Raw genomic sequence first — 25,938 nt, 5'->3', positions numbered from 1 at the left:
AAATATTAGTTTTGAGTATGAAAGATGGTCAAAGGAAAAACTATTTATATTAATTAGTTTAATATAAATAAAAATGCCGTTGTTTGTTTTAAACAACGGCACGAGAAAATTTTAGAGTTATCAATCAGTTTTTTGCTTTAACTGTTAAGCTGAGTACAAACAGAACGGCAGAAACTAAAACAACAGAGGGACCTGCGGGGGTATCATAAAATGCCGAGAAGGCTAAGCCACCAGTGACTGACATCATACCAATTATTACGGCGACAAAAGCCATTTGCTCAGGTGTACGTGCAAAACGACGAGCGGTAGCGGCTGGAATAATCAGGAGTGAAGTAATGATCAGCGCACCCACAAACTTCATGGCAATACCAATAGTCAACGCAGTCACTAACATCAGCAATAAACGCAGGCGTTGAATATTGATGCCATCGACAAAAGCAAGCTCAGGGCTAACGGTAATGGATAAAAGCGCCCGCCAACGATAAAAAAGCAAACCGCAAACGACAATCACACCAATAAATATCGTGATAATATCGTCATAGCTAACGGAAAGTAGGTCACCAAACAAATAAGCCATCAGGTCAACACGGACATTGGCCATTAAGCTGACAACCACTAGACCAAGTGATAGTGAGCTATGAGCCATAATTCCGAGTAATGTATCAACGGCAAGTTGTGGGCGCTTTTCGAGCCAAACTAAGATTAAGGCAAGTAAAAGTGTAACGGTAATGACAGCATAAAAAGGGTTGATATTCAGTAATAACCCAAAGGCAACACCTAATAAAGAAGCGTGCGCTAAAGTGTCGCCAAAATAGGACATGCGGCGCCAAACAACAAAGGAGCCTAAAGGCCCCGCGGCGATAGCAAGTAACATGCCTGCTATCCAGCCAGGTAATAATAACTCAATCATGCTTGCAGTCCTTGCTGTGTTGGTGCCCGTTAATAACATTACCTTCTAAATCATGCTGGTGGTTATGTTGATGACGATATACCCCTAATTGTTGTGCACCACGGTAGCCAAACATAGCGACAAATTCAGGGTGATTGGACACGACATCAGGTGCACCAGAACAACAGATATGGCCATTAATACAAAGTACTTTATCTGTTTTTGCCATCACTAAATGTAAGTCGTGGGAAACCATAAGTACGGCACAACCAAGCTCAGTTCTTAATTGGTTGATTAAATCATAAAGAGCAACTTGCCCCGTAATATCAACGCCTTGTGCAGGCTCATCGAGCACAAGAAGGTCAGGTTTGTTAAGTAAAGCACGTGCTAATAAAACACGCTGTGTTTCGCCGCCCGATAACTTTTGCATCGGTTGGTCTAGAAGGTGGGTGGCATTAACACGCTCAAGAGCAGGCAGTAGATGTTCTTGGCGAACGCCTAACTTGAGTAACATAAAACGCTTTACTGTCAGGGGAAGCGTTGTATCTAAATGCAGTTTTTGAGGAACATAGCCAATAGCAAGTGTTGAGGCTCGTTTAATTGAGCCTGATGTTGGGGGAAGAAGCCCCAGAACAACACGCACTATCGTTGATTTTCCCGCACCGTTTGGGCCCAAAAGCGTCACGATGTCGCCTTTATTAAGTTCAAAGGAGACATCTTTGAGGACCTGTTTATCGCCAAATGAAACAGAAATTTTATTTAAAGTCAGTAATGGTTGCATATGAAAAACATCTTGCAGAAATCATGTTGTGTTATATTATAACATTTCAAAATTAAAATCACGGAAAAAGACTGCTATGATACATAAATCGAAACACATTGCCCGTAAATTTATTTTCGGGGCGGTGGCAACCTCCGTATTAAGCGCAACAATGGTATCAACAGCCAATGCAGATGTCGTTACATCAATTCGTCCACTGGCGTTTATTGCATCCGGTATTGCTGATGGCGTGACAGAGACGCAAGTTTTACTGCCAGACGGCTCCTCACCCCATGATTACGCATTAAAACCCTCTGATCTGAAAAAAATTAAACAAGCAGACTTATTTGTGTGGGTTGGACCTGAATTAGAAATGTTTTTACAGAAGCCTATCAATACGTTACCTCAGAATAAACGTCTGGCGCTAGCGGAACAGGCAAATATTAAACCACTACTTATGGCCGAGTCTCATGAAGATGAACATGACCATGAACACACGGATGAAGCTAATCATGACAAGGATCACGAACATCATCACCATGGTGAGTATAATATGCACATCTGGTTATCCCCAGAGATAGCAAATTTTGCCGCACAGGACATTCACGATCGTTTAGTAGCGCTTTATCCTGACCAAAAAGATAAGCTAGACGTAAACCTTCGTAAATTCAGAGAAAATATGACGCAAAATGATCAGAAAATTGCTAATATTTTACAGCCAGCTAAAAACAAGGGTTATTTTGTTTTTCACGACGCTTATGGCTACTTTGAAAAACACTATCAATTGGCCCCTCTAGGGCATTTTACGATAAACCCAGAAATACAACCTGGTGCGCAGAAATTACATCAAATACGAACTCAATTGGTTGAGCACAAAGCACAATGTGTTTTTGCTGAGCCACAATTCAGGCCTGCTGTGATTGAAAGTGTAGCACGTAATACGGGAGTCAAAATGGGAACTCTCGACCCACTCGGAATTGGGCTGGCTCTTGGACCAGATAGCTACATGCAGTTTTTGACAAAATTGTCAGAACAATACGCCAGTTGCCTGAATTAAAAATAGAAGGAATTTTTTAAGTGCAGCAAATGGCCAAAGGTCTGGCTCAGGTGTATGGTAGCCTGTCTAGAACTCACAAAATTGTGTTAAGTACACTTACAGTCGCTACCATGGCCGTCGCAATTTGGCGGCCAGTCCATGTTCCAACCACTTCTGACTATGATGGTACGCCTGATACCATCATTCCTCTTGCATTATTACCCTCTACAGATGCTACAGATGACATTATCCAAGATAGTAGTGATCAACTGCCTGATGAGGGTGTGGTTGATACCGAAGCAGAAGTAGATGCTGCTGGGGGTGAGACAGTTCCGTTGGCCCATGAATATGTTGTTGCAAGCGGCGATAACTTAACGACAATTTTAACTCAGTTTGGTATTGAAGCGGGTGATGTTGCAACACTTTCGAATCAACATAAATCACTCAGAAACTTAAAAATTGGTCAAACACTAAATTGGTCTTTGACCGAGCAAGGTGAATTAGAATCGTTAACATGGGAAGTGAATCGCCGTGAAACACGAGTATTTAACCGTGTCGGTGTGACAAATAAATTCGAAGAAGTTAAACAAATTCGCACAGGTGAGTGGACTAACAGTGTTTTAAAAGGCACTGTTGACGGTTCTTTCGCACAAAGCACCAGTAAAGCGGGTTTAACACGTAATGAAGGCCGTGAAGTTATCAAAGCGCTGCAATGGCAAGTGGATTTTCGTAAACTGAAAAAAGGCGATAAATTCAGTGTGTTAATGAGCCGTGAAATGCTCAATGGCCGCAGTGAGCAAAGTCAGCTTGTTGGCGTACGTTTGCAAACTAATGGCAAAAGTTATTTTGCGTTCCGCGCTGAAGACGGTAAATACTACGATAGCGAAGGGAATGGTTTAGAACGTGGTTTCTTGCGTTTTCCAACAGCGAAACAATTTAGAGTTTCTTCCCAATTTAACCCTCGCCGTGTTAACCCAGTTACAGGTCGTGTTGCACCACATAAAGGCGTGGACTTTGCAATGCCAGTTGGCACGCCTGTTTTAGCGGTTGGTGATGGTGAAGTGATTGTGTCGAAATACAGTGGTGCTGCGGGTAACTTTATTGCAATTCGTCATGGTCGACAATATACGACTCGATATATGCATTTACGCCAGTTACTGGTTAAGCCAGGTCAAAAAGTTAAACGTGGTGACCGCATCGCATTGTCAGGCAATACAGGGCGTTCAACTGGGCCACACTTGCATTTTGAAATGTGGGTGAATCAGCAAGCCGTTAATCCTTTAACTGCTAAACTACCAAGTTCAGGCGGGTTAACAGGTAAAGAGCGTAAAGAATACTTAGCGTTAGTTAAAGAAACAAAACCTCAACTAAAGCTGTAATACATTCTTCTTCTCATAACTGGCAGGTACTTGTATCTGCCAGTTTTCTTTGAAATGCTTCCATAAATCATTATTTTAAGCTATAAAAATATAGCCATTATTCACTTGAGTGCAGTATGAATAAAAATAAAGACACAGACAGTAAAAAAGGCTATGTGCCAACATTTCACCGTTCTTATTTATTGCCAAAATATTGGGGTGTTTGGTTGGGAGCCGCTGTATTAGCGGGGCTTGCTTATACTCCAGTTAAAGTTCGTGACCCGATGTTGGCTAAAATAGGTAAATGGGTGGGGCGAATAGCGAAAAGTGCTCGCCGCCGTGCAAAAATCAACTTACTTTATTGCTTCCCTGAATATACAGAGGAACAACGAGAAGATTTAGTTGACCGTATGTTTGAAACAGCTCCTCAATCTTTTGTTATATTAGCTGAGTTGTGCCTTCGAGGGGCGAATAAGACACTTGAACGCACACATTGGCATAATGAAGAAATCATCCAACGGTTAAAAGAGCAACAAAGTAATGTGATTTTTATGGTACCGCACGGTTGGGCGGTGGATGCACCTGCGATGTTATTAGCAGCGAGGGGCCAGCAAATGGCTGCGATGTTCCATCATCAAAAGAACCCTGTTGCAGATTACCTATGGAACAAAGCACGTTATCATTTTGGTGGGCGCCTTCATTCGCGAGAAGCGGGGATCAAGCCATTTATCGCCTCTGTCAGGCAAGGCTACTGGGGTTTCTACCTGCCTGATCAAGACCATGGTGAGGAACACAGTGAATTTGTTGATTTTTTTGGTACATATAAAGCAACGCTTCCTGCTATTGGGCGTTTAATGAAAGTATGCAAAGCTAAAATTGTACCTTTGTTTCCAGTGTATGATCATAAAACTCATCAATTACACATTTATATCCGTGAGCCAATGGATGATATCGATGGGAAAGATGATGAATATATCGCACGTAGGATGAATGAAGAGCTTGAAAACCTTGTGTTACCTAGTCTTGAACAATATACATGGATTTTAAAATTATTGAAAACCCGTAAAGAAGGGGAGATAGAGCCTTATCAACGCAAGGATCTGTATCGATAGCTCGGCAACAGTACTAGTGCTGCAAAAGAAAGCCATCACATTATTGTGGTGGTTTTTTTTCGCTAAAAATCTGGCTATAAATGCTTAGCGTATTTTTATGGCTTATGAAAATATAGATTTTTAATATTAAAATTTAAGATAAAGTTTGGGAGTCTAGGTTAAAAATTTTATTTTTAGACATACTTCTAAAATTTAAAAAAATCACTAAAATAGTTCAGCGGACACGATTTACTTAATTAATTGAAAAATAAGAAAATATTTTCAACTGTCGCCGTTTCCTTTCTATAAGACAATCTGTTTTCTCGAATAAAATACCAGATCTCCCCTGTCTAACGCCTTTAAAGCGTAAATAAACCTTATCTATTTGATGAATTGATAAGATTCATCTATGTTACTGTTTAATGTTTAACATATTTATGGCTAATGTAACATTTCATATTTATTGATTTTGTAAAATAAAATGAAAAATTAACATTTATTTATAACCTATAACGTGTATTTAAAATCGCTTTATTAAGCAGAATTGCTGGCGCTAAGAGCATGAGTTATCGATGAGAAAGATTTTAGTTAGGGAGAATTTCTGGTGGAAGCCTCCTTGCATATATCTATTATCACGATGGGCAAAAAATGGTCGTTATACAGCTTTCTAAAAATACGGGGTAAATTTGACGGAAAATGATTGTTCAGATAAGAATGGTTAAATTGACTTGCATAATAAATAGTTTCTACCGTTGCTAATTGCGCTATATGTCATTTTTTATGTGATTTTTTTTAAATGTGAAGTGTTTAATGTCAAATTGTCATCATAAAATGACTGACTATTATGGGTAGGTCAGAATAGGGTATATTCTATCATTATTATGATTAGACTATTTTTCATGATTAAATATAGACGGTAATTTAATCTTGTAAAGAAGAAATAAAAAAAGAAAAAATAAATACTATAAAATAAAAAAATTATTTATATTGTTTGTTTTTTAAATAAAAGATTAAAGTTTATTATTCTGATTTGTTGTGATTGAAATTAATTAAATTACATTAATTATTCTATGATTTATTTGTTTTTGATAAATAAGAAATAATTGACCATTTAAAAACTAATGTTTTAAGTTTTAGGTTAAATAACTTAAAGAAAACTAAACATATGTTTGTTAATCAGTCGCTATGTATAAATACCTATTAACGCATTTAAAATATGTTGCTATATTTTACTGGAATAATAAGAATAACTTCAGGCTAATACTTGGAGAGATTATGGAAAAAACCCGAACGACATTAGACCAATGGATTACTTTACAAGCTGTCGTTGACTATGGTGGTTTTGCTCAAGCAGCTGAAATTTTGCATAGAACACAATCATCAATAAGCTATACGATTAGCAAATTAGAGCAAACATTGGAACTTGAGATCTTTTCTTTAGAGAGGAGAGAGGCGCCGTGCAGTATTAACTAAGCAGGGCGAACAGCTTCTAGCGTTATCTAGGGAGGTTACAAATAAGGCAATTTCATTAGAGGAGTTAGCTAAATCATTGAATTATGATGGTAATGGGAAAATTAACATTGTTATGGACTCATTATATCAGAGTGATGAAATGCTTGAAAAAATAGGGCAGTTTACACGGCTAAGAAAGGATTATGATATTGATTTTAAAAGGATACCCTTAGAAAGAGCGGATGTATTATCACTAAAAAATTATGATTTGCTTATTACTCATCATAACATTGAATCTTTAAATCCAATTTATTTAGAGCAAGTTGACGCTATTTTAGTGACTAGCCCAGAGCATAAATTACAGTCATGTGACGAATCTAATGTTTTGAATTTATTGGAAAAAACAACTCATATTGTTTTGACTCCTGCTTTTGGCGAAGTTGAAAAAAGCATCCAGACAATTAACGTAGTGAATGTTGAAATAGCAGTAAAATTAACTGAAAATTCAGTTGGGTACTCATGGTTACCTAAAAATTTAATACAGAATGAGCTGAATAATAATTCACTAAAAGAGCTGAGAATTGCAAATAAAAGCAATAAATATCGCTTTTATATGTATTTGAATAAAAATTCAATAGTGAGTGATATTTTAAAATATTATCTTATTGACAACGTTTAAAATAAATAAATTCTTCATTTGTTGATTACTCAAAATAAAACATAAAGTTTTTAGATGTAATTTCAAAAAATTCAATGTATCAATTTGTTAACTTAACTAAAGGTAAATGGTATATTTCTTTAGCACACCTAATATGAGTAATGAAGTTATTCATTAAGTAGTAATTAATAATTAAAGATCTATTTTATAGGAACCATTATGAGTATTCTAAAAAAATCCCTAACTGTAATAGGGGTAGCTTTAGCTGTAACATCTGCGTCAACTGCTTTTGCTTCAGGCACAATTAACTTTACTGGAGAAATAACAGATATCGCTTGTACAGTTGATAGTAACTCTAAAAATTTAAATGTTGACCTTGGGAAAGTTTCATCAAAAAGCTTAGCTGCACAAGGTGAAGTCGCTGGCCTAAAAGACTTTACAATTAAACTTATTGATTGCCCTGCAAACTCTAAAGTGACTGTACGCTTTGGTGGTACTCGTGATACGGCTGACCGTGATATTCTTGCGATCAACCAAGCTGCGGGTGTTGCTAAAAATGTGGGTATCGCTTTATTTGAAAAAGATGCAACTACACAAATCAAACTGTTTGAAGATTCAAAAGAAGTTGAATTTGATGGTGCAACAGTCGATTTAGACTATGTAGCTCGTTATAAAGCAACAGGTGCTGCAACCGCAGGTCCTGCAAACAGTAGTGCAGTTTATAGTATTCAATACCATTAATACTATTAGGGGGTGGCGTTCGCCACTCTCTATTTCTTCTTAATTCCAGGCTGTGTTTATGAAAAGAATATTACTTTCAGTACTTTTATTTGCGTTCACTATGTCCAATTTTTCTTACGCAGCGGGTATTAGCGTCGGGGGAACACGATTTGTTTATGAAGAGAATAAACGTGAAATTGATATTCCGATTTATAATAGTGATAAAGAAAAACCATTTTTAATACAAAGTTGGGTATCACCGTATGATGGTGAAGGAAAAACCCCATTTATAGCGACGCCACCTCTATTTAGGATTGAACCGGATACAAATGGTTCAGCTCGTATTTCATACATTGGTGAACCAATAGGCACTAATATTGAAAAGTTGTATTTATTGAATATCAAATCTATACCCCCAAAGGATAGTGGGATAGAAAACGAATTACAGATAATCATCAATTCACAGTTTAAATTGTTTTTACGCTCAAAAGATATTGAGCCATTCGATTTCGAAAAGGTTCTTTTAGTAAAAAAACCAGATGGAATTATGATTAATAATCAAACACCTTACCATTTATCGATAAAAAATATTTTAGTCAATGGTAATGTGGTCGATGGCAAAAATTTAATTTACCCATTTAACAACGATTATATTCTTAAGAAAAATACGAATAATGATAATTCTATAGTGGTGCAATTTATTAATGACTACGGTGCCATTATTGAGAAAAAAACCAAGTAAGAGTATATAAAAATGTCAGTTGCCTGCGCGAAAATAAAGCTATCCTATTCTAAAATATTTATATCTATCAGCATGATACTTTATGCAAATAGTGCGATTTCCGAAGATATATTTGATATTAATGCAATTAATACAGGCATTGAAAGCCAAGTAGCCGATGTTAATAGCTTAGGTTACCTTTCACAAGTAGGTGGACAACTCCCAGGCACTTACTTTGTCGATGTCTATATAAATAATAATTTAGTTGAAAATAAAAGTATAACCTTTGTTTACGACGACGAAATGAAAAAACTTATCCCTGAAGTGACCAAAAAAATGTTATTAGAATGGGGAGTTAAAAGTACAGTTAACCAAGAATTTGCAGATATGAATGACAGTGAATATGTGAAAGACATAGAGACTCTTATTCCGAGTGCAAAACTGGGTTATCATTTTGAAGTTAATCAATTGCAGTTAAGTATTCCTCAAATTGGATTGGAAAACACAAGTCGAGGCTACGTTGAACCCAGCGAGTGGGACGACGGAATTAATGCCGCATTCGTTAATTATACAGCGAGATATAACAAGTATTGGTATAAAGACAGAGACAATAATAATAACTCATTTTTAGGTTTGAGAAGCGGTATTAATTTAAATGCATGGCGGTTACGAAACCATAGTACATACAGTAAAACAATGGACGAAAGCCATTGGAATAACTTACAAACTTATTTAGAGCGGGATATTCGAGTACTAAAAAGCCGTTTAACGATTGGCGAAACATCATCTGATAATGGTGTGATGGAAAGTAACCCGTTTCGCGGGGTTAGATTAGCGTCAGATGAGAGCATGTTACCGCAGAGTCAGCGTGGATTTGCGCCAGTTGTGACGGGAATTGCACAGACAAATGCGATTGTGACGGTAAGGCAAAATGGCAGTGTCATTTACCAAACGACGGTGCCACCAGGTGAATTTTCGATTAATGATCTTTATCCGACATCTTACAGTGGTGATTTAGAAGTCACTATTGAAGAAGCAAATGGTACGACTCGTTCGTTTATTCAACCATTTTCAGCCGTACCCATGATGCAAAGGGCGGGAGCCCTAAAATACAGTGTCGATATTGGTAAATATAATGTTGATAATGCACGAAGAAAACCGAGTTTTGCACAAGCTTCAGCTATTTATGGTTTGCCTTATAATATGTCGGTATACGGTGGATTTTTGGTTTCCCCTGATTACCAAGCTTATACAATGGGGACGGGTGTCAATTTAGGAAATATTGGTGCTATCTCAACGGATATTACTCAAGCCTCGACAACATTAATTGATAAAACAAAAGCGGACGGGCAATCGTATCGAGTTCAATATTCAAAGTACCTACCAGGTACAGGCACATCTTTTTCTTTAGCGTCATATCGTTATTCAACAAAAAATTACTATGATTTTTCTTCATCGAATAATTATTTTTACGATATGGGGAGGAAAAAGCAACAGTTTCAAGCCTCTGTTTCACAATCTTTGGATGGGATTGGCTATTTATCCGTTAATGGTTATCAACAATATTATTGGGATAAGGGCGGTTCAGATAAAAATCTGACTATGAGTTTTAGCTCAAACTACAACGCGATGAATTACAGTGTTGCTTATTCATATACAAAGCAAGATTACTCTAACACGAATGATCAGATGCTTTCGGTGAATTTGAGCATTCCATTTGAAATTGGCCAGAAAAATAATTGGGTTAATTATAGCTATAACACCAGCCGAAAAGGGGATTCCACGAGTTCACTTAGCTTTAATGGTACGCGTTTAGAAGATAATAATCTTCAGTACGATATTACTCAACGATATAACCATAGTCGAAATGAGTACAGTAATTCGGTAAGTGCTAACTATATTGTTTCAGCAGGGGAATACAGTGCTGGATACAACTATGACCCTAAATATAACTCAGTAGATTTAGGGGCAACGGGGGCATTGTTATTACATTCTGGCGGAATTACGGCATCACGGACAATTTATGACTCAGCGGTATTAGTTAAAGCTGAAGACATCGACAATCTTAAAGTGAATAACTCCCAAGCTTTATATACGGATGCATCGGGTTATGCCGTTATTCCAACTGTGACACGCTATGAGCGTAATAAGGTGAGTGTAGATACAGCTACACTGACAGGAAATAATGATGTTGCAATCAATACAACGACAGTTGTCCCGACTCAAGGTGCCATTGTATTAGCTAATTTCCAAGCAAAACGCGGCGCAAGAATCTTATTAAGGTTAATTAATAACGAAAAGCCGATTGCATTTGGTACACAAGTTTTTGTGCTTGAAAGTGATAAACAAATGACTAGCGGCATTGTTGCGAATGATGGTGAAGTGTATTTAAGCGGAGTACCTGAGCAAAGTATTATTAAGGTGAAATGGGGGAATACGCCATCTCAACAATGTACGGTACCGCTTTCATTATCACTAGAAAGTGACAAAATTCAGTTTATAGAACGCGTGTGTGAATAGGAGCTATCATGAAAAAATTGGGTTTAATATTCTGTATTCCAGCGCTTTTATATTCACACTTTGGTTTTGCAGAATATAGAGCTGAATTTGTGACAAGAACAAAAGATGTTGCAAAAACCCTGTATGTCCCTCGAACCTTACCCGTTGGCAGTTTTATTGACTCGGTTGATTTGGGAAGTTACACACCGTGGGTTTGGTGGAATGTAACGGGTCGAACAGAAGTGGGGATCTATCTTACCGGGCTTACCGCGTCATCAAGAAAAATCCCTGGCGTTGGCTATGTGAGGGAAATTAACAGCTCAGGTGTAGGCTATGTACTTCATGGCACAGTAACATCGCCTTGTTCGGGAAGTGCGTATGTGGATGGTGTGAATACTAAAGATGGTAATCTTAGTAACAGATTAATTTGCGGCATTAATTCATCTTCAGCATCCTATTCCGTACAGTTAAGAGCCGATTTTTATAAAGTGGGGGAAAATGTTAAAACACAAACATTACCTAGCGTCACGGCTGCAATGCTTATTTTATACAATAATGGTTTTATTACCTCTGATACATATGGAAAAACAGAACCATGGGTCAACATGGGCCCAGTAAAAGTGATTTCCAGCGGGTGTGAGGTTAAAAATAAAAATATTGATGTCCCATTTGGCAGTGTCAGTAAATCGACCTTTTCAGGTGTGGGATCAACGAGCCCAGATAGTAAAAAAAACCTTCAAATACAACTCGATTGCGACCCTATTTCCGCAATTAGGGTGACGTTTGTTGGGACACAAGATGCGAGCCAAACACCAGGGGCTATTGCATTGAACGACTTAAGTGACATTAATACAGCGCAAGGTTACGCTATTCAAGTCAAATATAAAGGCGAGCCAATCAAGTTGAATCAGATGATGACTTTAGTCGAAAAAAATAGTACGGCGGGTCTGTATAATGTTCCTCTAGAGGCCGCTTATATACAAACGCAATTAGCAACGAAAGCGGGTAAGGCGAACGGCACATTACAGTTTAACCTACAATACCATTAACAATAACGATTTCTGCATTTAGCAAGCCGCTAAGTGCAGAACTACATGATTTTCCCTCCGAATTTCCTATCTATTAAATGAATTTAACCCTGTATAGTAATCCTTATTGATAAATAATAATGAAGGTATAAAAGGCAATGGCAATTGATCGTATGGATTGGCACTATGGTGGCGATTACCCAGAAGGGCTCCCAACTGAAAACGGTGGAACACACATCGGTTTTTACCTGACGTGGGTCATTCAAAATGATCTAGTGGGTGAGTTTCATCTTGACGAATCGGAAGATGAAATTACCTTGGTTAAAGCGCGTAAATTGGATGGTCGTGAATTCTTAATTTCCATGTGTGATGAAAAATTTATCAGTGAAGATTTAAATGATGAGGGTAACGAATTCACAGAGTTCTATTACGCCGCAGAAGAAGGTGGGTATTTCGATGATTATGAGCGCATTTTGCAAGGTGAACTCCCCTCTACATATCATGTTAAAAATAGTTGGGAAAATTACGATAAAATCGCTGTAGTGATCAGCGATGCTTATGCAAAATGGAAACAAGTGAAGTCTTGAATACAGCGATATGATAAAGGCAGCGAGTAACCGCTGCCTTTATGTTTATAACTTAACTCTAGAGAAGGAAGATTATTCGACTTCTAAGATACGGCAAGTATTTGTGCTTCCTACTGTGCCCATTAGGTCACCTTGAGTCACGAGGACAATATCACCACTCATTAAATAGCCGTTATCACGTAAACGGGTAACTGCTTCCGCCGCAGCTTCAATGCCATCAGTGTGTGTGCTACAGAACACAGGGGTAACACCGCGATACAGTGAACATTGGTTCAGTGTTTTTTCATGGCGGGACATAGCAAAAATAGGCAAGCCAGAGCTGATACGGGACATCATGCGTGCTGTACGGCCTGATTCAGTCATCGCAATAATCGCTTTCACACCTTTCAGATGGTTAGCAGCGTACATTGTTGACATCGCAATGGCTTCTTCTGGGCTACTAAATTCAGCATCTAAACGGTGTTTAGACACGTTTAAGCCTGGCATTTTTTCTGCGCCAAAACAAACTTGTGCCATGGCGGCAACGGTTTCCGCCGGGTACTGGCCTGCGGCAGTTTCTGCGGATAACATCACCGCATCCGTGCCATCTAACACCGCATTCGCCACGTCCATGACTTCTGCACGGGTAGGCATTGGGTTAGTTATCATCGACTCCATCATTTGGGTTGCAGTGATAACCACGCGGTTTAATTGGCGTGAACGACGGATCAGTTTTTTCTGAACAGCGACAAGTTCTGGGTCGCCAATTTCTACACCTAAGTCACCACGCGCTACCATTACAACGTCAGACGCCATGATCACTTCATCCATCACTTGGTCGTTTGCGACGGCTTCTGCACGCTCAACTTTTGCGACAATTTGGCATTCACAGCCTGCATCACGAGCTAAACGGCGTGCATAATCGAGATCTTCACCCGAACGAGGGAAGGAAACGGCTAAGTAGTCGACGTTAATTTTCGCTGCGGTTTTGATGTCTTCTTTGTCTTTGTCTGTTAACGCTTCAGCGGAAAGACCACCGCCTAATTTATTGATACCTTTGTTATTTGATAATTGGCCACCCACAGTCACTTCAGTAAAGACTTGCAAACCTTGTACTTCACGGACTTTTAATTGAACACGGCCATCATCGAGTAGCAGGATATCGCCAGGAACAACGTCAGCAGGTAACCCTTTATAGTCGATGCCGACTTTTTGCTGGTCACCTTCACCTTTGCCTAAGTTGGCATCAAGAATGAACTTATCACCGATATTTAAGAAAACTTTACCATCTTTAAACGTAGAAACACGAATTTTTGGACCTTGTAAATCACCGAGGATCGCAACATGGCGGCCTAAACGAGCGGCGATTTCACGTACTTTATTAGCGCGTAATTGATGGTCTTCTGGAGTTCCGTGGGAGAAGTTAAGGCGAACAACGTTGGCACCTGCATTGATGATTTTTTCGAGGTTATTATCACGATCGGTAGCTGGACCAAGGGTTGTAACAATTTTAGTTCTTCTAAGCCGTCTAGACATGTATGACTCCGTTGACCTGTAATGGCGTTGATAAAAGGGTGAAACCATTTCACCCCATTTCGAAACCTGTTTACTGCAAATAGGGATGCTGACACGAACACAGCTATTATATACTGCGGATTTCTTAATGCTATCAGGTCTGTAAAACTATTAAAGCCCGATAAGCATAGAAAGACACTTTATCCTGCCAGTTTTAGCTTTAGACGTTATCAAACCTCGAATCACGCAAGGCTTCTTTGACGCGCTTCAAGTTATCTCTAAATTTTTCACCTCTTCTTAACGTAAACCCAGTTGTTAAGACATCAATAACAGCAAGTTGTGCCATTCGAGAAACCATTGGCATGTACATATCTGTGTCTTCAGGAACATCAATAATGATAGATAAAGACGCGGCTTGTGCCAGAGGGGCACTTTCTGAGGTGATAGCGATAACAGTTGCATCATTTTGCCGTGCCAACTGAGCCATCTCGACAAGGGCTTTGGTTCTTCCTGTGTGGGAAATTAACACAATTACATCCCCTTCAGTACTATTCATACAGCTCATGCGTTGCATGACAATATCATCAAAATACATGACAGGAATATTAAAGCGGAAGAACTTATTCATCGCATCGTGAGCCACGGCGGCGGATGCGCCGAAGCCAAAGAAACTAATTTTTCGCGCTTGGGTGAGCAAGTCGACAGCGCGGTTAACTGCACTGATATCGAGTGTGTGCTTTACATGGTCAAGTCCCGCCATCGCAGACTCAAAAATCTTGTGGGTGTAGGTGTTTACCGTATCTGTTTCTTCTATATGTCGATTAACGTAGGGCGTGCCATTAGCAAGGTTTTGGGCAAGGCGGAGTTTGAAATCTGGAAAACCTTTGGTGTCCATTTTCCGGCAAAATCGGTTAACGGTAGGTTCACTAACGTCAGCTAATTGTGCAAGAGCCGCGATACTGAGATGAATAGCGCGCTGTGGCATCCCTAAAATCACTTCAGCCACTTTTTTCTCCGATTTACTTAAAAAATCGAGGCTGGTTTTCATTTGTTCTAAAATATTCATATAGCAAAAGCGCCTATTTCATCAAAAGGAGAAATTTTTCTGCCATCACGCTATGTTATGTTTGATTATAGCTTGCTGTCGTGAGGCAATCACTTAGAGTGAAAATATACTATGTAGGGTAAGTAGGCTATCTGAATGCAGGTGATCAATGGCAGCTTTTTTGTGAAACTTTGAAGCGTATCTAATTTTCACCTCAGTAAGTTGAATACTTTTTTTGTCATTTTATTACTAAAGCTGGCTCCTTTCAGTTTTCGAGTAAGTTTTACAGGTAGGATGGCATAAAGTGTATAATGACAGTTAAGAACAATGATATGCTGCTTTTTTCAGCATAAAAACTGTGATCAGTATCATGAAGATTTACTGAACACCAGCAACAGGGTACATTAGCGGAATTAGGGCTAATTTTAACAAAATTACAATAAGGTCTATCCTAGTTAGGCCTTAGATTCCGCAAATTGAGGAGAACCAATATGGCGGTACATAATGCTGCTCAAGCTTGTGACTTAATTATTTTCGGTACCAAGGGAGACCTCGCACGTCGTAAGCTGCTTCCTTCTTTATATCAGTTGGAAAAGGCGGGTTACATCCACCCTGATACCCGAATCATCGGTGTAGGCCGTGCAGATTGGACACAAGCTGATTATGTCGAATTCGTTAAAGAAGCGTTAGACAAATTCTTAAAAGAAGAACTCGATTCAGCATTGTGGGAAAAACTCAGTGCCCGCTTAGATTTCTGTAATTTAGACGTTAACGAAACAGACAGTTTTGTGCGTTTAGCAGACATGCTAAAGCAAGACTCACATCCTGCCATTCATTACTTTGCTATGCCACCAAGTACATTCGGTGCAATGTGCCAAGGTCTTGGTCACGCAAAATTAAACAAAAAACCAAATCGCGTAGTGATGGAAAAACCACTAGGTACTGATTTGGAATCGTCCCAAGAAATTAATAACGAAGTGGCAAAATATTTTGACGAAAGCCAAGTTTACCGTATTGACCACTATCTGGGCAAAGAGACCGTTTTAAACCTATTAGCGCTGCGTTTTGCAAACTCGTTATTTATCAATAATTGGGATAATCGCACAATCGATCACGTGCAAATTACCGTTGCAGAAGAAGTTGGGATTGAAGGCCGTTGGGGTTATTTTGACCAAGCAGGTCAAATGCGTGACATGATCCAAAACCACTTACTGCAAATCCTGACGATGATTGCGATGTCACCACCTGCAGATTTAACCACTGACCGTATTCGTGATGAAAAAGTGAAAGTATTACGTTCATTACGTCGTATTGACCATACTAACGTGCGTGAAAAAGCGGTGCGTGGGCAATATACGGCTGGTTTTGTTCAAGGTAAAAAAGTGCCGGGCTACCTTGAAGAAGAGGGCGCTAACAAGCAAAGCATGACGGAGTCATTCGTTGCACTGCGTGTGGATATCGACGATTGGCGTTGGGCAGGGGTACCTTTCTATTTACGTACAGGTAAACGCCTACCAGCAAAATGTTCAGAAGTGGTTGTTTACTTTAAAAAACCTGCACTGAATATTTTCTCTGAAAGCTATCAAGATTTACCGCAAAACAAACTGACTATCCGTTTGCAGCCAGATGAAGGGATTGATATCGAAATTATGAACAAGGCGCCGGGTCTTGATCATAAACACCGTTTACAAACCACGAAGCTGGACTTAAGTTTCTCTGAAACCTTCAACCAAACTCACTTGGCTGATGCCTATGAGCGCCTGTTGCTTGAAGCAATGCGGGGCATTCAAGCGTTATTCGTCCGTCGTGATGAAGTTGAAGAAGCATGGAAATTTGTGGACTCCATCATGGATGCATGGGCGATGGATAACGAAGCTCCAAAACCATACCAAGCAGGAACATGGGGGCCAATTGCCTCCGTCGCAATGATTGCCCGCGATGGTCGTTCTTGGAATGAGTTTGAATAATCGATAACTAAACGCAATTAGTTGATAAAAGCCAAACTCTGAGTTTGGCTTTTTTTATGGCACATCGAAATGAGTTAAAGCACTAATTCACTGCGACCCGTTGCTACCATATGGATGATCCCTTGTTCGATACGCAAACACGCCATTTTCGCCGCATCAGGGACGGATAGGCCAGCAAGGAGTTGTGCTGTCAGTTCCGCCCCAAATAAATCACCTGTTCCCTTTGGTGTGACAGGGTAACGTTTATGGCGAATTACAGCGACATCATCTTTCGTCACACAGACCACTTCAATATTATCGTCATCAGGTTGGAAAGCACTGGTAATAATGACCCATTGCGTATGGCCTTTTAATAAGCTACGAGCGGCAATAATCGCGTCGTCTAAGTTATTAACCTGCTGCCCACTTAAGGTCATTAATTCGAATTTATTCGGGATAATGCCTGTTGCTAATGGGATCACCTTGTCACGATAGACATCCGCAATTTCAGGTGGAATATAAAAGCCACTATCTTCATCCCCCATGACTGGGTCGACAATTACGGGTAATGTTGGGCGTTGTTCTCGCACTTTTGCCAGCCAATCCGCTAAATCCCGCGCTTTGTCTGGGGAGCCTAAATAACCGGTTAAAATTGACCTAACGGAGTCTAAGCTGCCGCGTTCCACAAAACCGTTTAAATAGCCCCGAAACCATTCCCCCGGTAACTCACCACCATAACAGGTTGGATAGTGAGGGGTATTACTTAATACGACGGTTGGAATAGCAGCAACACGTAAACCTTGCTTGGTCAGCGCGGGAACGGCGATACTGTTTCCCACACTGCCATAAATCACTTGGGATTGAATGGAAACGACATCATAAGGGAGTGGCGTTGCGTCTGCGGCATTTTGAAAGCTATTGGAGGTTAGGCTGAAGGTGTTCATGTCTCTCTCTTTGGTGTAACTCAATCATATGGTTACTATAAGAAGCTTGTTCCTTTAGCTTGTCAATGTGAAAGATCAAACAGCGCACGCATTGGGTTAGCAAAGTCAAAAAAGTGGTAAAAATAAATTTTTTTATTAAAAAACACTAAAGGAAAATGTCAAAATTTCGGTTGGTTATTCGGTTGAAGCTTGATGGCTCTAGGGTTAGTTAGCATATTAATGAATAGTTATGCATATTTCTATGCAATATAAAAGACGTTTGTATTCATTGACTTAATAAAAAAGGCATGCTAAAAATAAGCTGTAATCAACTATCAACATGAGGGTTCGGAGTAAATTGGGTGGATGTCCGCCTGATGAAAAGAATAAGATATCATGCTTAGCTCAACTAGCGGCAAGATCAGCAAGTCCCAAAAAAGAACGACACACAGGCTTTTCCTTTCAGCTATCCTTTCCAGTGAACACTACTGGTGTGGTGCATTATAGCGTCTCTCTCGAATATTCATTTCGCTGAATAAACTCAGCATCGTATTGTTTTTATTTGAATTTTCAGCAACTGCGTTAACGCTTTCTGTTTGTATGATTTGTACAAAAAACAGGCTGTGACGCGGCTGTACATAGAGAGATATTATAATGATTTATTGGATATTTTTAGTATTAGCTATCGTAACTGAAGTTATTGGTACCTTATCAATGAAACACGCCAGTGTGAGCGGCGATTTTACTGGTATGGTGGTCATGTACGTGATGATAGCCACTTCTTACATTCTTCTTGCTATCGCGGTAAAAAAAGTCGCATTGGGTGTTGCTTACGCACTTTGGGAAGGTATCGGTATTCTGTTTATTACTACCTTCAGCGTTATGTGGTTTGGCGAAACATTATCACCAATGAAAATAGGTGGATTAGTATTACTGATCACCGGTATCGGCCTGATTAAATCAGGAACCAAAAAAGCGACAGTTCGCGAATCGGCTCAAAAAGTAAAACAAGTTACTCAACAGGCGGTCAACGCAGCCAAATCAAGTGCTTTAGTTGGACGCGAAGCTAAGTCGGAGGCGTAATATGGCCAGTCATTTTGAATGGTGGCATGCTGCGTTTTTGATCCTAGCCGTTGTATTGGAAATCATCGCGAATATCTTGTTAAAAATGTCGAATGGCTTTAAACGATATTGGCTTGGGATCCTCTCGCTGGTGGCCGTACTGGGGGCATTTAGCTCTCTCGCACAAGCGGTAAAAGGCATAGAATTATCCATCGCTTATGCGCTCTGGGGCGCATTCGGGATCATCGCAACAGTGGCAGCAGGGTGGATACTGTTTAATCAGCGCCTAAATTATAAAGGCTGGGGTGGAATCGTGTTATTGTTGTTAGGGATGGTGTTAATTAAGATGTCTTAATGCGCGTCATATTTTGCGGTGTAGCGTTGTTGGCTGCACTTGCTAACCCTAGTCACATACTATTGTGCGATTGCCGCCTAGCTACACCACAAACTATTTAGTAAAAAGGCAACGGTTAAGTTGCCTTTTTTGATCAATCAATTGCCGCAACAACTTTGATTTCAACTTTGTATTCAGGTTTCATTAACAGCGCTTGAACAGTGCAACGAACTGGGGCGCTACCTGCGACAACCCATGCATCCCATGCTTGGTTCATCCCCGCAAAGTCAGCTTTATCCGCAAGGAAAATAGTGGCATCAAGAATTTTACTTTTATCAGAACCGACACGCTCTAACATTACGTCAATAGCGGCTAGTGTATTTGCGGTTTGAGCAACAATATCGGCATCCAAATTTTCGGGAACACTGGTGTAATAAATCACATTATTGTGAATAACAGCTTCAGACCAACGATTATCGGGGTCAATACGTTTAATAGTCATAATTATTCCTTATTATTTATTCTGTTCAAGGATAGCAGCTTGCGGGCGGGATGAAAATCGCTTGATCAATGAAACCATAATTAGAACAGCACAGACGAATAACTCATGGTAAAGTGAGCGTCTTATTTTTGCTGACAAATAGGTTTTTGTAGTGCACGACGACTTTTCTGCTGACGGCTTCTTGGCTAAAACAATTTCAGGCTTTCAACCGCGTGCCGCGCAGGTGACGATGTCTAATGCAGTCACAGAGGCCATTGAACAACAGCATGTTTTAGTTGCAGAAGCGGGGACTGGAACAGGGAAAACCTATGCGTATCTAGTACCAGCGTTAAGAAGCGGCAAAAAAGTGATTGTCTCCACGGGGTCAAAAGCACTGCAAGACCAGCTTTATCACCGTGACCTGCCAACGATTATTAATGCGATGGATTACACCGGGCGTACAGCTTTACTAAAAGGTCGCTCAAACTACTTGTGCTTAGAACGGTTAGATCAGCAATCACTAGGTGGCGGGAGCTTAGAGCCGGAAATTTTATCCGCCGTGGTGCGATTGCGCAGTTGGTCTATTGAATCTGAGTTAGGTGATACCAGCACTTGTCATGACATTGCAGAAGATAGCCCAGTTTGGCCACTGGTGACTAGCACCAACGACAACTGCCTTGGCAGTGATTGCCCGCGTTACCAAGAGTGTTTTGTGTTAAAAGCGCGCCGCAAAGCACTTGAAGCGGATGTTGTGGTGGTTAACCATCATTTGTTTATGGCGGATCGCGTTGTTAAAGACACTGGGTTTGGGGAGTTGATCCCACAAGCCGATGTCATGATCTTCGATGAAGCCCACCAAATTCCTGATATTGCTAGCCAATATTTTGGTCAACAGCTCAGTAGCCGCCAATTGCTCGATCTTGCTCGTGATATGATAATGACTTATCGCACGGAATTAAAAGACCAAGTTCAACTGCAAAAAAGTGCGGATAGGCTGACACAGAGCACTTTAGATTTTCGCTTGAATCTGGGGGAGAACAGTTTCCGTGGCAATTTGCGTGATTTATTAAAACTGAATGAAGTTCAGCGTGCCTTAACCTTGCTCGATGATTCCTTAGAACTTTGTTATGAGGTAATTAAAACGTCGTTAGGGCGTTCCCAAAGTTTAGACTCTATTTTTGAGCGTGTGACTATTTACCGTAACCGATTGAATCGTTTAAAAGATGTCACTATCCCCGGCTACAGCTATTGGTTTGAAAGTTATGGTCGTCATTTTTTACTTGCATTAACACCCCTTACGGTTGCAGATAAATTCAGCGAAATGATAGCAGGTACGCCCGCGAGCTGGGTGTTTACCTCTGCGACGCTGTCTGTGAATGAAAAATTGAGCCATTTTACGGATCGTTTAGGGCTCACTAAAGCGAAAACGTTGTTGTTAGCTAGCCCCTTTGATTATGAAAGCCAAACGATGCTGTGTGTCCCGCGTTTTTTACCTGAGCCAAATCAACGGGGTAGTGCTCAGAAATTAGCAACTATGTTGCGGCCTTTGATCGAAAAAAATCAGGGGCGCTGTTTTTTCCTCTGTACGTCTCATTTAATGATGCGGGAGCTGGCTGAAGAGTTTAAAGCTTCGTTGACCCTGCCCGTGATGATGCAAGGGGAAAGCAGTAAAAATAAACTACTTGCTCAGTTTATTGCCGCAGGTAATGCGGTGTTAGTCGCGACGAGTAGCTTTTGGGAAGGCGTCGATGTGCGTGGTGATGAGTTAACCTGTGTGATCATCGATAAACTGCCCTTTACCGCGCCCGATGACCCACTATTAAGAGCGCGTATTGAGGATTGTGAACTGCGTGGTGGTGATCCATTCGCGGATGTGCAACTACCCGATGCAGTGATCACCTTAAAACAAGGGGTGGGGCGTTTAATTCGTGATACCAGTGACTACGGGGTGATAGTGATTTGCGATAATCGCTTAGTCACGCGTCCTTATGGTGAAGTATTTTTGCGCAGCTTGCCACCATCACCAAGAACTCGCAGCTTAACCAAAGCGATAAATTTTCTCGCGGAAAAAAGGGCGCAGGCAGCGGCGAAATAACTGTGTGTTTTTCTGCAATTCTGTCGGTGGTTTATGCTAGTATAAGCCGCATCTTTCAATTGAAATCTGTTAATTTGCCGGAGTTTAGGCATGTCGAGTCATATTCTTGCTGTTGATACAGCAACTGAAGCCTGTTCTGTCGCACTATTATGTGGCGATGACATTATCTCACGTTTTGCTATTTCGCCTCGTGAACACACGCAAAAAGTTTTACCGATGGTAGAGGAAGTGTTAGCTGAGGCGGGAGTCACTTTAAATCAACTGGATGCACTCGCGTTTGGCCGCGGGCCGGGAAGTTTTACTGGTGTGCGTATTGGCGTGGGCATTGCTCAAGGTTTAGCACTCGGCGCTGATTTACCAATGATTGGCGTGTCATCACTGATGACCTTGGCGCAAGGGGTATTTCGTACAACCAACCAATCAAATGTGTTGGTGGCGATAGATGCCCGTATGTCTGAAATCTATTGTGCACAGTATTCACGTACTGCTGAGGGTGTTTGGCAGGGCGAAGAAACGGAAGCTGTCTTATTACCCGATGATTTTAAAATTAAATTTTCAGGTATTTCAGGGCAATGGAGTTATGCAGGAACAGGGTGGGAAGCGTATCCATCGTTGTTAAACGGTAATGAATTCATCAATAACAGCCAAATAACTCTGCCTGATGCACAAGATATGCTACCTATTGCTGCGCAATTATGGCTTCAAGGTAAAACTGTTGCGGTTGAAAACGTGGAACCGACCTATTTACGTAATGAAGTGACGTGGAAAAAACTTCCAGGTCGCGAATAAGTCTAACGGCAAAATCATCAAAATGAGCAGGCTATTTTTTTACAGATAGCCTTTTTTTGATGGATAAAAAAACACATCGAATCCTTCATAAATATAGGATATGATTAACAAGTATCCTATTTGCATCTACTCGATTTAACATATCGTGTCTTCTTTGCTACAGACTATTTTAAACCGTATGACCTGAATTTATACTGTTGCTAATCGGAGGTAGTCTATGAACATTGAATTGAACTGCCGTAATGCACTGAAAGGCCTTTTTGTTGCAAGCGTATTAGCACTAACTGGGTGCGTCTCGATACCTGCATCAATTCAAGGGTCAGTTCAAAACCCAGCAGATAACTTAACATCCGTACAAAATGCACCTGAAATGTATATTGGTCAGGAAGCGCGTTTTGGCGGTAAAGTTCTCACCGTGGCGAACGAGCCTACACGGACACGTTTAGAAATTGCGGTGATGGCACTAAGTAAATACGACGCTGCACCTGAACTCAATGCGCCATCTATTGGTCGTATTTATGCTTATATTAACGGTTTCCGTGAGCCAAGCGACTTTACGAACCGTTATGTGACTGTTGTTGGGAAAATTACCGGAGAACAGCAGGGGAAAGTTGGGCAAGTCCCTTATAAATATGTCACTTTAGATGTGACAGGCTTCCAGCGTTGGAATGTCGCACAAAGCGTGATGATCCCACCATCAGGCCCATGGGGCTACGGCTATTATGGTGACCCGTACTACTATAATCACCCTTGGGGTTATGGTTATGGCTATCCAGGTGGTCCTGCACAAGTCCATACTTACCTAACTGAATAAACCTCAATCATCTTCAAAGCTGGCATTCATATACTGAATGTCAGCTTTTTGCTTTTTCATACCAGACCTCACCACGTTATCTAGCATTAGATAAAAATACGTAAATAATGCTTTAAAAGGTGCTTTATCCCTCATTAACCTTTGATTCTCATGCTTACAAGTTGAATTGATTGCAGATTCTTCTGATAACATCTCCAAAATTAATCTTGATCAGTGTATAATTAGGCATAACTTATGCAGATTTATATCTGATTAACGAAATTTAAGAAAACTGGGCGGCGTATGTCGCCCAGTTTTTTCTTGAAGGAACAAAATTTATTTAGTGATAGACCTCTCAACCTTGACATTGTCTGTTTTTCAAACTGGTACAATGAGTTAATAATTTGTTAAGGAGACGTTGGGTATAATAACTTCACTAAATTCAGGAGCAACATTTTGGAAAAAATCTGGCTAAAAAATTACCCTGCTGATGTGCCGGAAGAAATCAATCCTGATCGCTTCGCTTCTTTAGCAGAGTTACTGGAAAATGCGGTTTCTCAATATGCCGATCAGCCTGCTTTCATTAATATGGGCGCAGTGATGACGTATCGGAAATTAGAAGAAAGAAGCCGTGCTTTTGCTGCCTACTTACAAAATGGACTGGGACTTAAAAAAGGCGACCGTGTTGCCTTAATGATGCCTAACTTATTACAGTACCCAATTGCTTTATTTGGAATATTGCGAGCGGGAATGGTTGTGGTGAATGTGAACCCTCTCTATACCCCAAGAGAGCTAGAACATCAGCTTAATGATAGCGGCACAACTGCGATTGTCATTGTTTCGAATTTCGCTTCTACGCTTGAAAAAATCGTTTATAACACCAAAGTTAAACACGTGATTTTAACCCGTATGGGGGATCAACTATCGCGGCCGAAAGCGACAATTGTTGATTTTGTCGTTAAATACGTAAAACGCTTAGTACCAAAATACAATTTACCCGATGCTATCTCATTTCGCCGTGCTATGCATTACGGCTATCGGATGCAATATATTAAGCCCAATATTTCAGGCGGTGATTTGGCCTTCTTGCAATATACTGGGGGGACCACTGGGGTGGCGAAAGGGGCGATGTTAACTCATCGCAACATGTTAGCTAACCTAGAACAAGCAAGAGCCGCATATGGCCCTGTATTGAAATTTGGCGCTGAGTTCGTGGTGACAGCGTTACCGTTGTACCATGTGTTTGCGTTAACCGTAAATTGCTTGCTTTTCATCAACGTAGGGGGGGTTAATTTACTTATCACCAATCCTCGAGATGTGCCTGATACCGTCAAACAACTGGGGCGTTATCCTATCACCTCAATTACGGGGGTTAATACACTCTTTAATGCGTGGATCCACAATGCTGAGTTTCAAAAGTTGGATTTCTCACGCTTAAGGTTGTCGGTAGGCGGTGGGATGCCAGTGCAAAAAGCTGTGGCTGAAAAGTGGCAACAATTGACCGGCAAACACTTACTTGAAGGTTATGGCCTAACTGAGTGTTCGCCGCTGGTGACGGGGAATCCATATAATCTCACGGCATATAGTGGTAGTATTGGTTTACCAGTTCCATCAACTGATGTGAAATTTCTTAATGATGAAGGCCAAGAAGTCCCTCTGGGTGAGCCCGGTGAAATGTGGGTAAAAGGCCCGCAGGTGATGAAAGGCTACTGGAACCGCCCAGATTCTACCGCTGAGGCAATCGTTGATGGTTGGATTGCAACAGGCGATATCGCAGAAATCGACAGTGAAGGTTACATCCGCATTGTCGACCGCAAAAAAGACATGATCATTGTTTCAGGGTTTAACGTCTATCCTAATGAAATTGAAGATGTTATTGCAACTCACCCTGATGTGATTGAGTGTGCGGCAATTGGCGTACCAAGCGAAAGCACAGGGGAAGCCGTGAAAGTTTTTATTGTCACGAAAAATGCGAATTTGACAGGGGATGAGCTAAAAACATTTTGCCGTCGTTCATTAACTGCGTATAAAGTGCCTAAAATATTTGAATTTCGTGAAGAATTGCCTAAATCAAACGTTGGGAAAATTCTACGAAAAGATTTACGCGATGAAGAAAAATTGAAAAGAAATAAGTCACCCGCCTAAAAGTGATTTAGAATGTATAAATATAACGAATA

Annotated in this window: 23 protein-coding genes; 17 read left to right on the top strand and 6 right to left on the bottom strand. The window is 40.5% G+C overall.

Annotated elements, in window-relative coordinates; all coding sequences use genetic code 11:
* Positions 1 to 124 precede the first annotated feature (124 nt).
* Both znuB and znuC read right to left on the bottom strand, forming a co-directional pair.
* On the bottom strand, positions 125 to 910 hold the full coding sequence (znuB, locus tag ABWP91_RS02245) for a zinc ABC transporter permease subunit ZnuB (protein ID WP_353241820.1): 786 nt from the start codon (positions 908 to 910) through the stop codon (positions 125 to 127).
* A complete protein-coding gene (gene znuC, locus ABWP91_RS02240) occupies positions 903 to 1,670 on the bottom strand; it encodes a zinc ABC transporter ATP-binding protein ZnuC (RefSeq protein WP_353241819.1) in 768 nt (255 codons plus the stop codon). Before znuC ends, znuB begins: the two co-directional genes overlap by 8 nt.
* 76 nt (positions 1,671 to 1,746) lie before the next feature.
* Between znuC and znuA the strand changes: the two genes are divergently transcribed.
* The 10 genes from znuA to ABWP91_RS02190 all read left to right on the top strand — a co-directional run bounded on the left by znuA (position 1,747) and on the right by ABWP91_RS02190 (position 12,799).
* Positions 1,747 to 2,706 (top strand): zinc ABC transporter substrate-binding protein ZnuA, encoded by a 960-nt coding sequence (gene znuA / locus ABWP91_RS02235; protein ID WP_353241818.1) that lies wholly within the window; start codon positions 1,747 to 1,749, stop codon positions 2,704 to 2,706.
* 20 nt (positions 2,707 to 2,726) lie between these two features.
* Entirely contained in the window at positions 2,727 to 4,064 is a 1,338-nt protein-coding gene (mepM, locus tag ABWP91_RS02230) for a murein DD-endopeptidase MepM (protein WP_502935778.1), read from the top strand.
* A gap of 116 nt (positions 4,065 to 4,180) precedes the next feature.
* Complete coding sequence (gene lpxM, locus ABWP91_RS02225; protein ID WP_353241817.1) at positions 4,181 to 5,155, top strand: lauroyl-Kdo(2)-lipid IV(A) myristoyltransferase; 975 nt, start codon at positions 4,181 to 4,183, stop codon at positions 5,153 to 5,155.
* A gap of 1,254 nt (positions 5,156 to 6,409) precedes the next feature.
* Positions 6,410 to 6,607: a LysR family transcriptional regulator gene (locus ABWP91_RS02220; protein WP_353241816.1), complete on the top strand. Its 198-nt coding sequence runs from the start codon at positions 6,410 to 6,412 to the stop codon at positions 6,605 to 6,607.
* A gap of 76 nt (positions 6,608 to 6,683) precedes the next feature.
* Positions 6,684 to 7,265, top strand: coding sequence for a hypothetical protein (locus ABWP91_RS02215; protein WP_353241815.1), 582 nt, complete (start codon positions 6,684 to 6,686; stop codon positions 7,263 to 7,265).
* A 198-nt stretch (positions 7,266 to 7,463) separates the two neighbouring features.
* Complete coding sequence (locus tag ABWP91_RS02210; protein WP_353241814.1) at positions 7,464 to 7,985, top strand: fimbrial protein; 522 nt, start codon at positions 7,464 to 7,466, stop codon at positions 7,983 to 7,985.
* A gap of 58 nt (positions 7,986 to 8,043) precedes the next feature.
* Positions 8,044 to 8,706, top strand: a complete 663-nt coding sequence (locus ABWP91_RS02205; RefSeq protein WP_353241813.1) for a fimbrial biogenesis chaperone — start codon at positions 8,044 to 8,046, stop codon at positions 8,704 to 8,706.
* 12 nt (positions 8,707 to 8,718) lie between these two features.
* Positions 8,719 to 11,205 carry a fimbria/pilus outer membrane usher protein gene (locus ABWP91_RS02200; RefSeq protein WP_353241812.1) on the top strand — a complete coding sequence of 829 codons (2,487 nt, stop codon included), beginning with the start codon at positions 8,719 to 8,721 and terminating at the stop codon, positions 11,203 to 11,205.
* 8 nt (positions 11,206 to 11,213) lie between these two features.
* Positions 11,214 to 12,233 (top strand): fimbrial protein, encoded by a 1,020-nt coding sequence (locus ABWP91_RS02195; RefSeq protein WP_353241811.1) that lies wholly within the window; start codon positions 11,214 to 11,216, stop codon positions 12,231 to 12,233.
* Between the two features lie 137 nt (positions 12,234 to 12,370).
* On the top strand, positions 12,371 to 12,799 hold the full coding sequence (locus tag ABWP91_RS02190; RefSeq protein ID WP_353241810.1) for a DUF7832 domain-containing protein: 429 nt from the start codon (positions 12,371 to 12,373) through the stop codon (positions 12,797 to 12,799).
* 72 nt (positions 12,800 to 12,871) lie between these two features.
* On the opposite strand, the gene pyk is transcribed toward ABWP91_RS02190, so the two are convergent.
* Positions 12,872 to 14,314, bottom strand: a complete 1,443-nt coding sequence (pyk, locus tag ABWP91_RS02185; RefSeq protein WP_353241809.1) for a pyruvate kinase — start codon at positions 14,312 to 14,314, stop codon at positions 12,872 to 12,874.
* Positions 14,315 to 14,513: 199 nt separating this feature from the next.
* On the bottom strand, positions 14,514 to 15,359 hold the full coding sequence (locus ABWP91_RS02180; protein ID WP_353241808.1) for a MurR/RpiR family transcriptional regulator: 846 nt from the start codon (positions 15,357 to 15,359) through the stop codon (positions 14,514 to 14,516).
* 470 nt (positions 15,360 to 15,829) lie between these two features.
* Here ABWP91_RS02180 and zwf point away from each other — a divergent pair, with 470 nt between their 5' ends.
* On the top strand, positions 15,830 to 17,305 hold the full coding sequence (gene zwf, locus ABWP91_RS02175) for a glucose-6-phosphate dehydrogenase (RefSeq protein ID WP_219248353.1): 1,476 nt from the start codon (positions 15,830 to 15,832) through the stop codon (positions 17,303 to 17,305).
* A gap of 74 nt (positions 17,306 to 17,379) precedes the next feature.
* On the opposite strand, the gene pdxK is transcribed toward zwf, so the two are convergent.
* Positions 17,380 to 18,228, bottom strand: coding sequence for a pyridoxine/pyridoxal/pyridoxamine kinase (gene pdxK / locus ABWP91_RS02170; protein ID WP_353241807.1), 849 nt, complete (start codon positions 18,226 to 18,228; stop codon positions 17,380 to 17,382).
* 633 nt (positions 18,229 to 18,861) lie between these two features.
* Here pdxK and mdtJ point away from each other — a divergent pair.
* Positions 18,862 to 19,290 carry a multidrug/spermidine efflux SMR transporter subunit MdtJ gene (gene mdtJ / locus ABWP91_RS02165; protein WP_353241806.1) on the top strand — a complete coding sequence of 143 codons (429 nt, stop codon included), beginning with the start codon at positions 18,862 to 18,864 and terminating at the stop codon, positions 19,288 to 19,290.
* A gap of 1 nt (position 19,291) precedes the next feature.
* Complete coding sequence (mdtI, locus tag ABWP91_RS02160) at positions 19,292 to 19,624, top strand: multidrug/spermidine efflux SMR transporter subunit MdtI (protein ID WP_042843883.1); 333 nt, start codon at positions 19,292 to 19,294, stop codon at positions 19,622 to 19,624.
* 133 nt (positions 19,625 to 19,757) lie between these two features.
* On the opposite strand, the gene ABWP91_RS02155 is transcribed toward mdtI, so the two are convergent.
* Positions 19,758 to 20,105, bottom strand: a complete 348-nt coding sequence (locus ABWP91_RS02155) for a RidA family protein (RefSeq protein WP_110591678.1) — start codon at positions 20,103 to 20,105, stop codon at positions 19,758 to 19,760.
* A 151-nt stretch (positions 20,106 to 20,256) separates the two neighbouring features.
* Between ABWP91_RS02155 and yoaA the strand changes: the two genes are divergently transcribed.
* The 4 genes from yoaA (at position 20,257) to fadD (ending at position 25,906) form a co-directional block, all read left to right on the top strand.
* Positions 20,257 to 22,179, top strand: coding sequence for a DNA repair helicase YoaA (gene yoaA / locus ABWP91_RS02150; protein ID WP_353241805.1), 1,923 nt, complete (start codon positions 20,257 to 20,259; stop codon positions 22,177 to 22,179).
* 90 nt (positions 22,180 to 22,269) lie between these two features.
* On the top strand, positions 22,270 to 22,968 hold the full coding sequence (gene tsaB / locus ABWP91_RS02145; protein ID WP_353241804.1) for a tRNA (adenosine(37)-N6)-threonylcarbamoyltransferase complex dimerization subunit type 1 TsaB: 699 nt from the start codon (positions 22,270 to 22,272) through the stop codon (positions 22,966 to 22,968).
* A 217-nt stretch (positions 22,969 to 23,185) separates the two neighbouring features.
* On the top strand, positions 23,186 to 23,782 hold the full coding sequence (locus ABWP91_RS02140) for a Slp family lipoprotein (protein WP_353241803.1): 597 nt from the start codon (positions 23,186 to 23,188) through the stop codon (positions 23,780 to 23,782).
* Positions 23,783 to 24,217: 435 nt separating this feature from the next.
* A complete protein-coding gene (gene fadD, locus ABWP91_RS02135) occupies positions 24,218 to 25,906 on the top strand; it encodes a long-chain-fatty-acid--CoA ligase FadD (protein WP_353241802.1) in 1,689 nt (562 codons plus the stop codon).
* The last annotated feature ends 32 nt before the right edge of the window (positions 25,907 to 25,938 follow it).

The sequence above is a fragment of the Providencia sp. genome, assembly GCF_040396775.1.
Lineage (GTDB): Bacteria > Pseudomonadota > Gammaproteobacteria > Enterobacterales > Enterobacteriaceae > Providencia.
The sequence above is the reverse complement of the archived record's forward strand: the minus strand, read 5'-3'. Positions and strand labels throughout refer to the sequence as shown.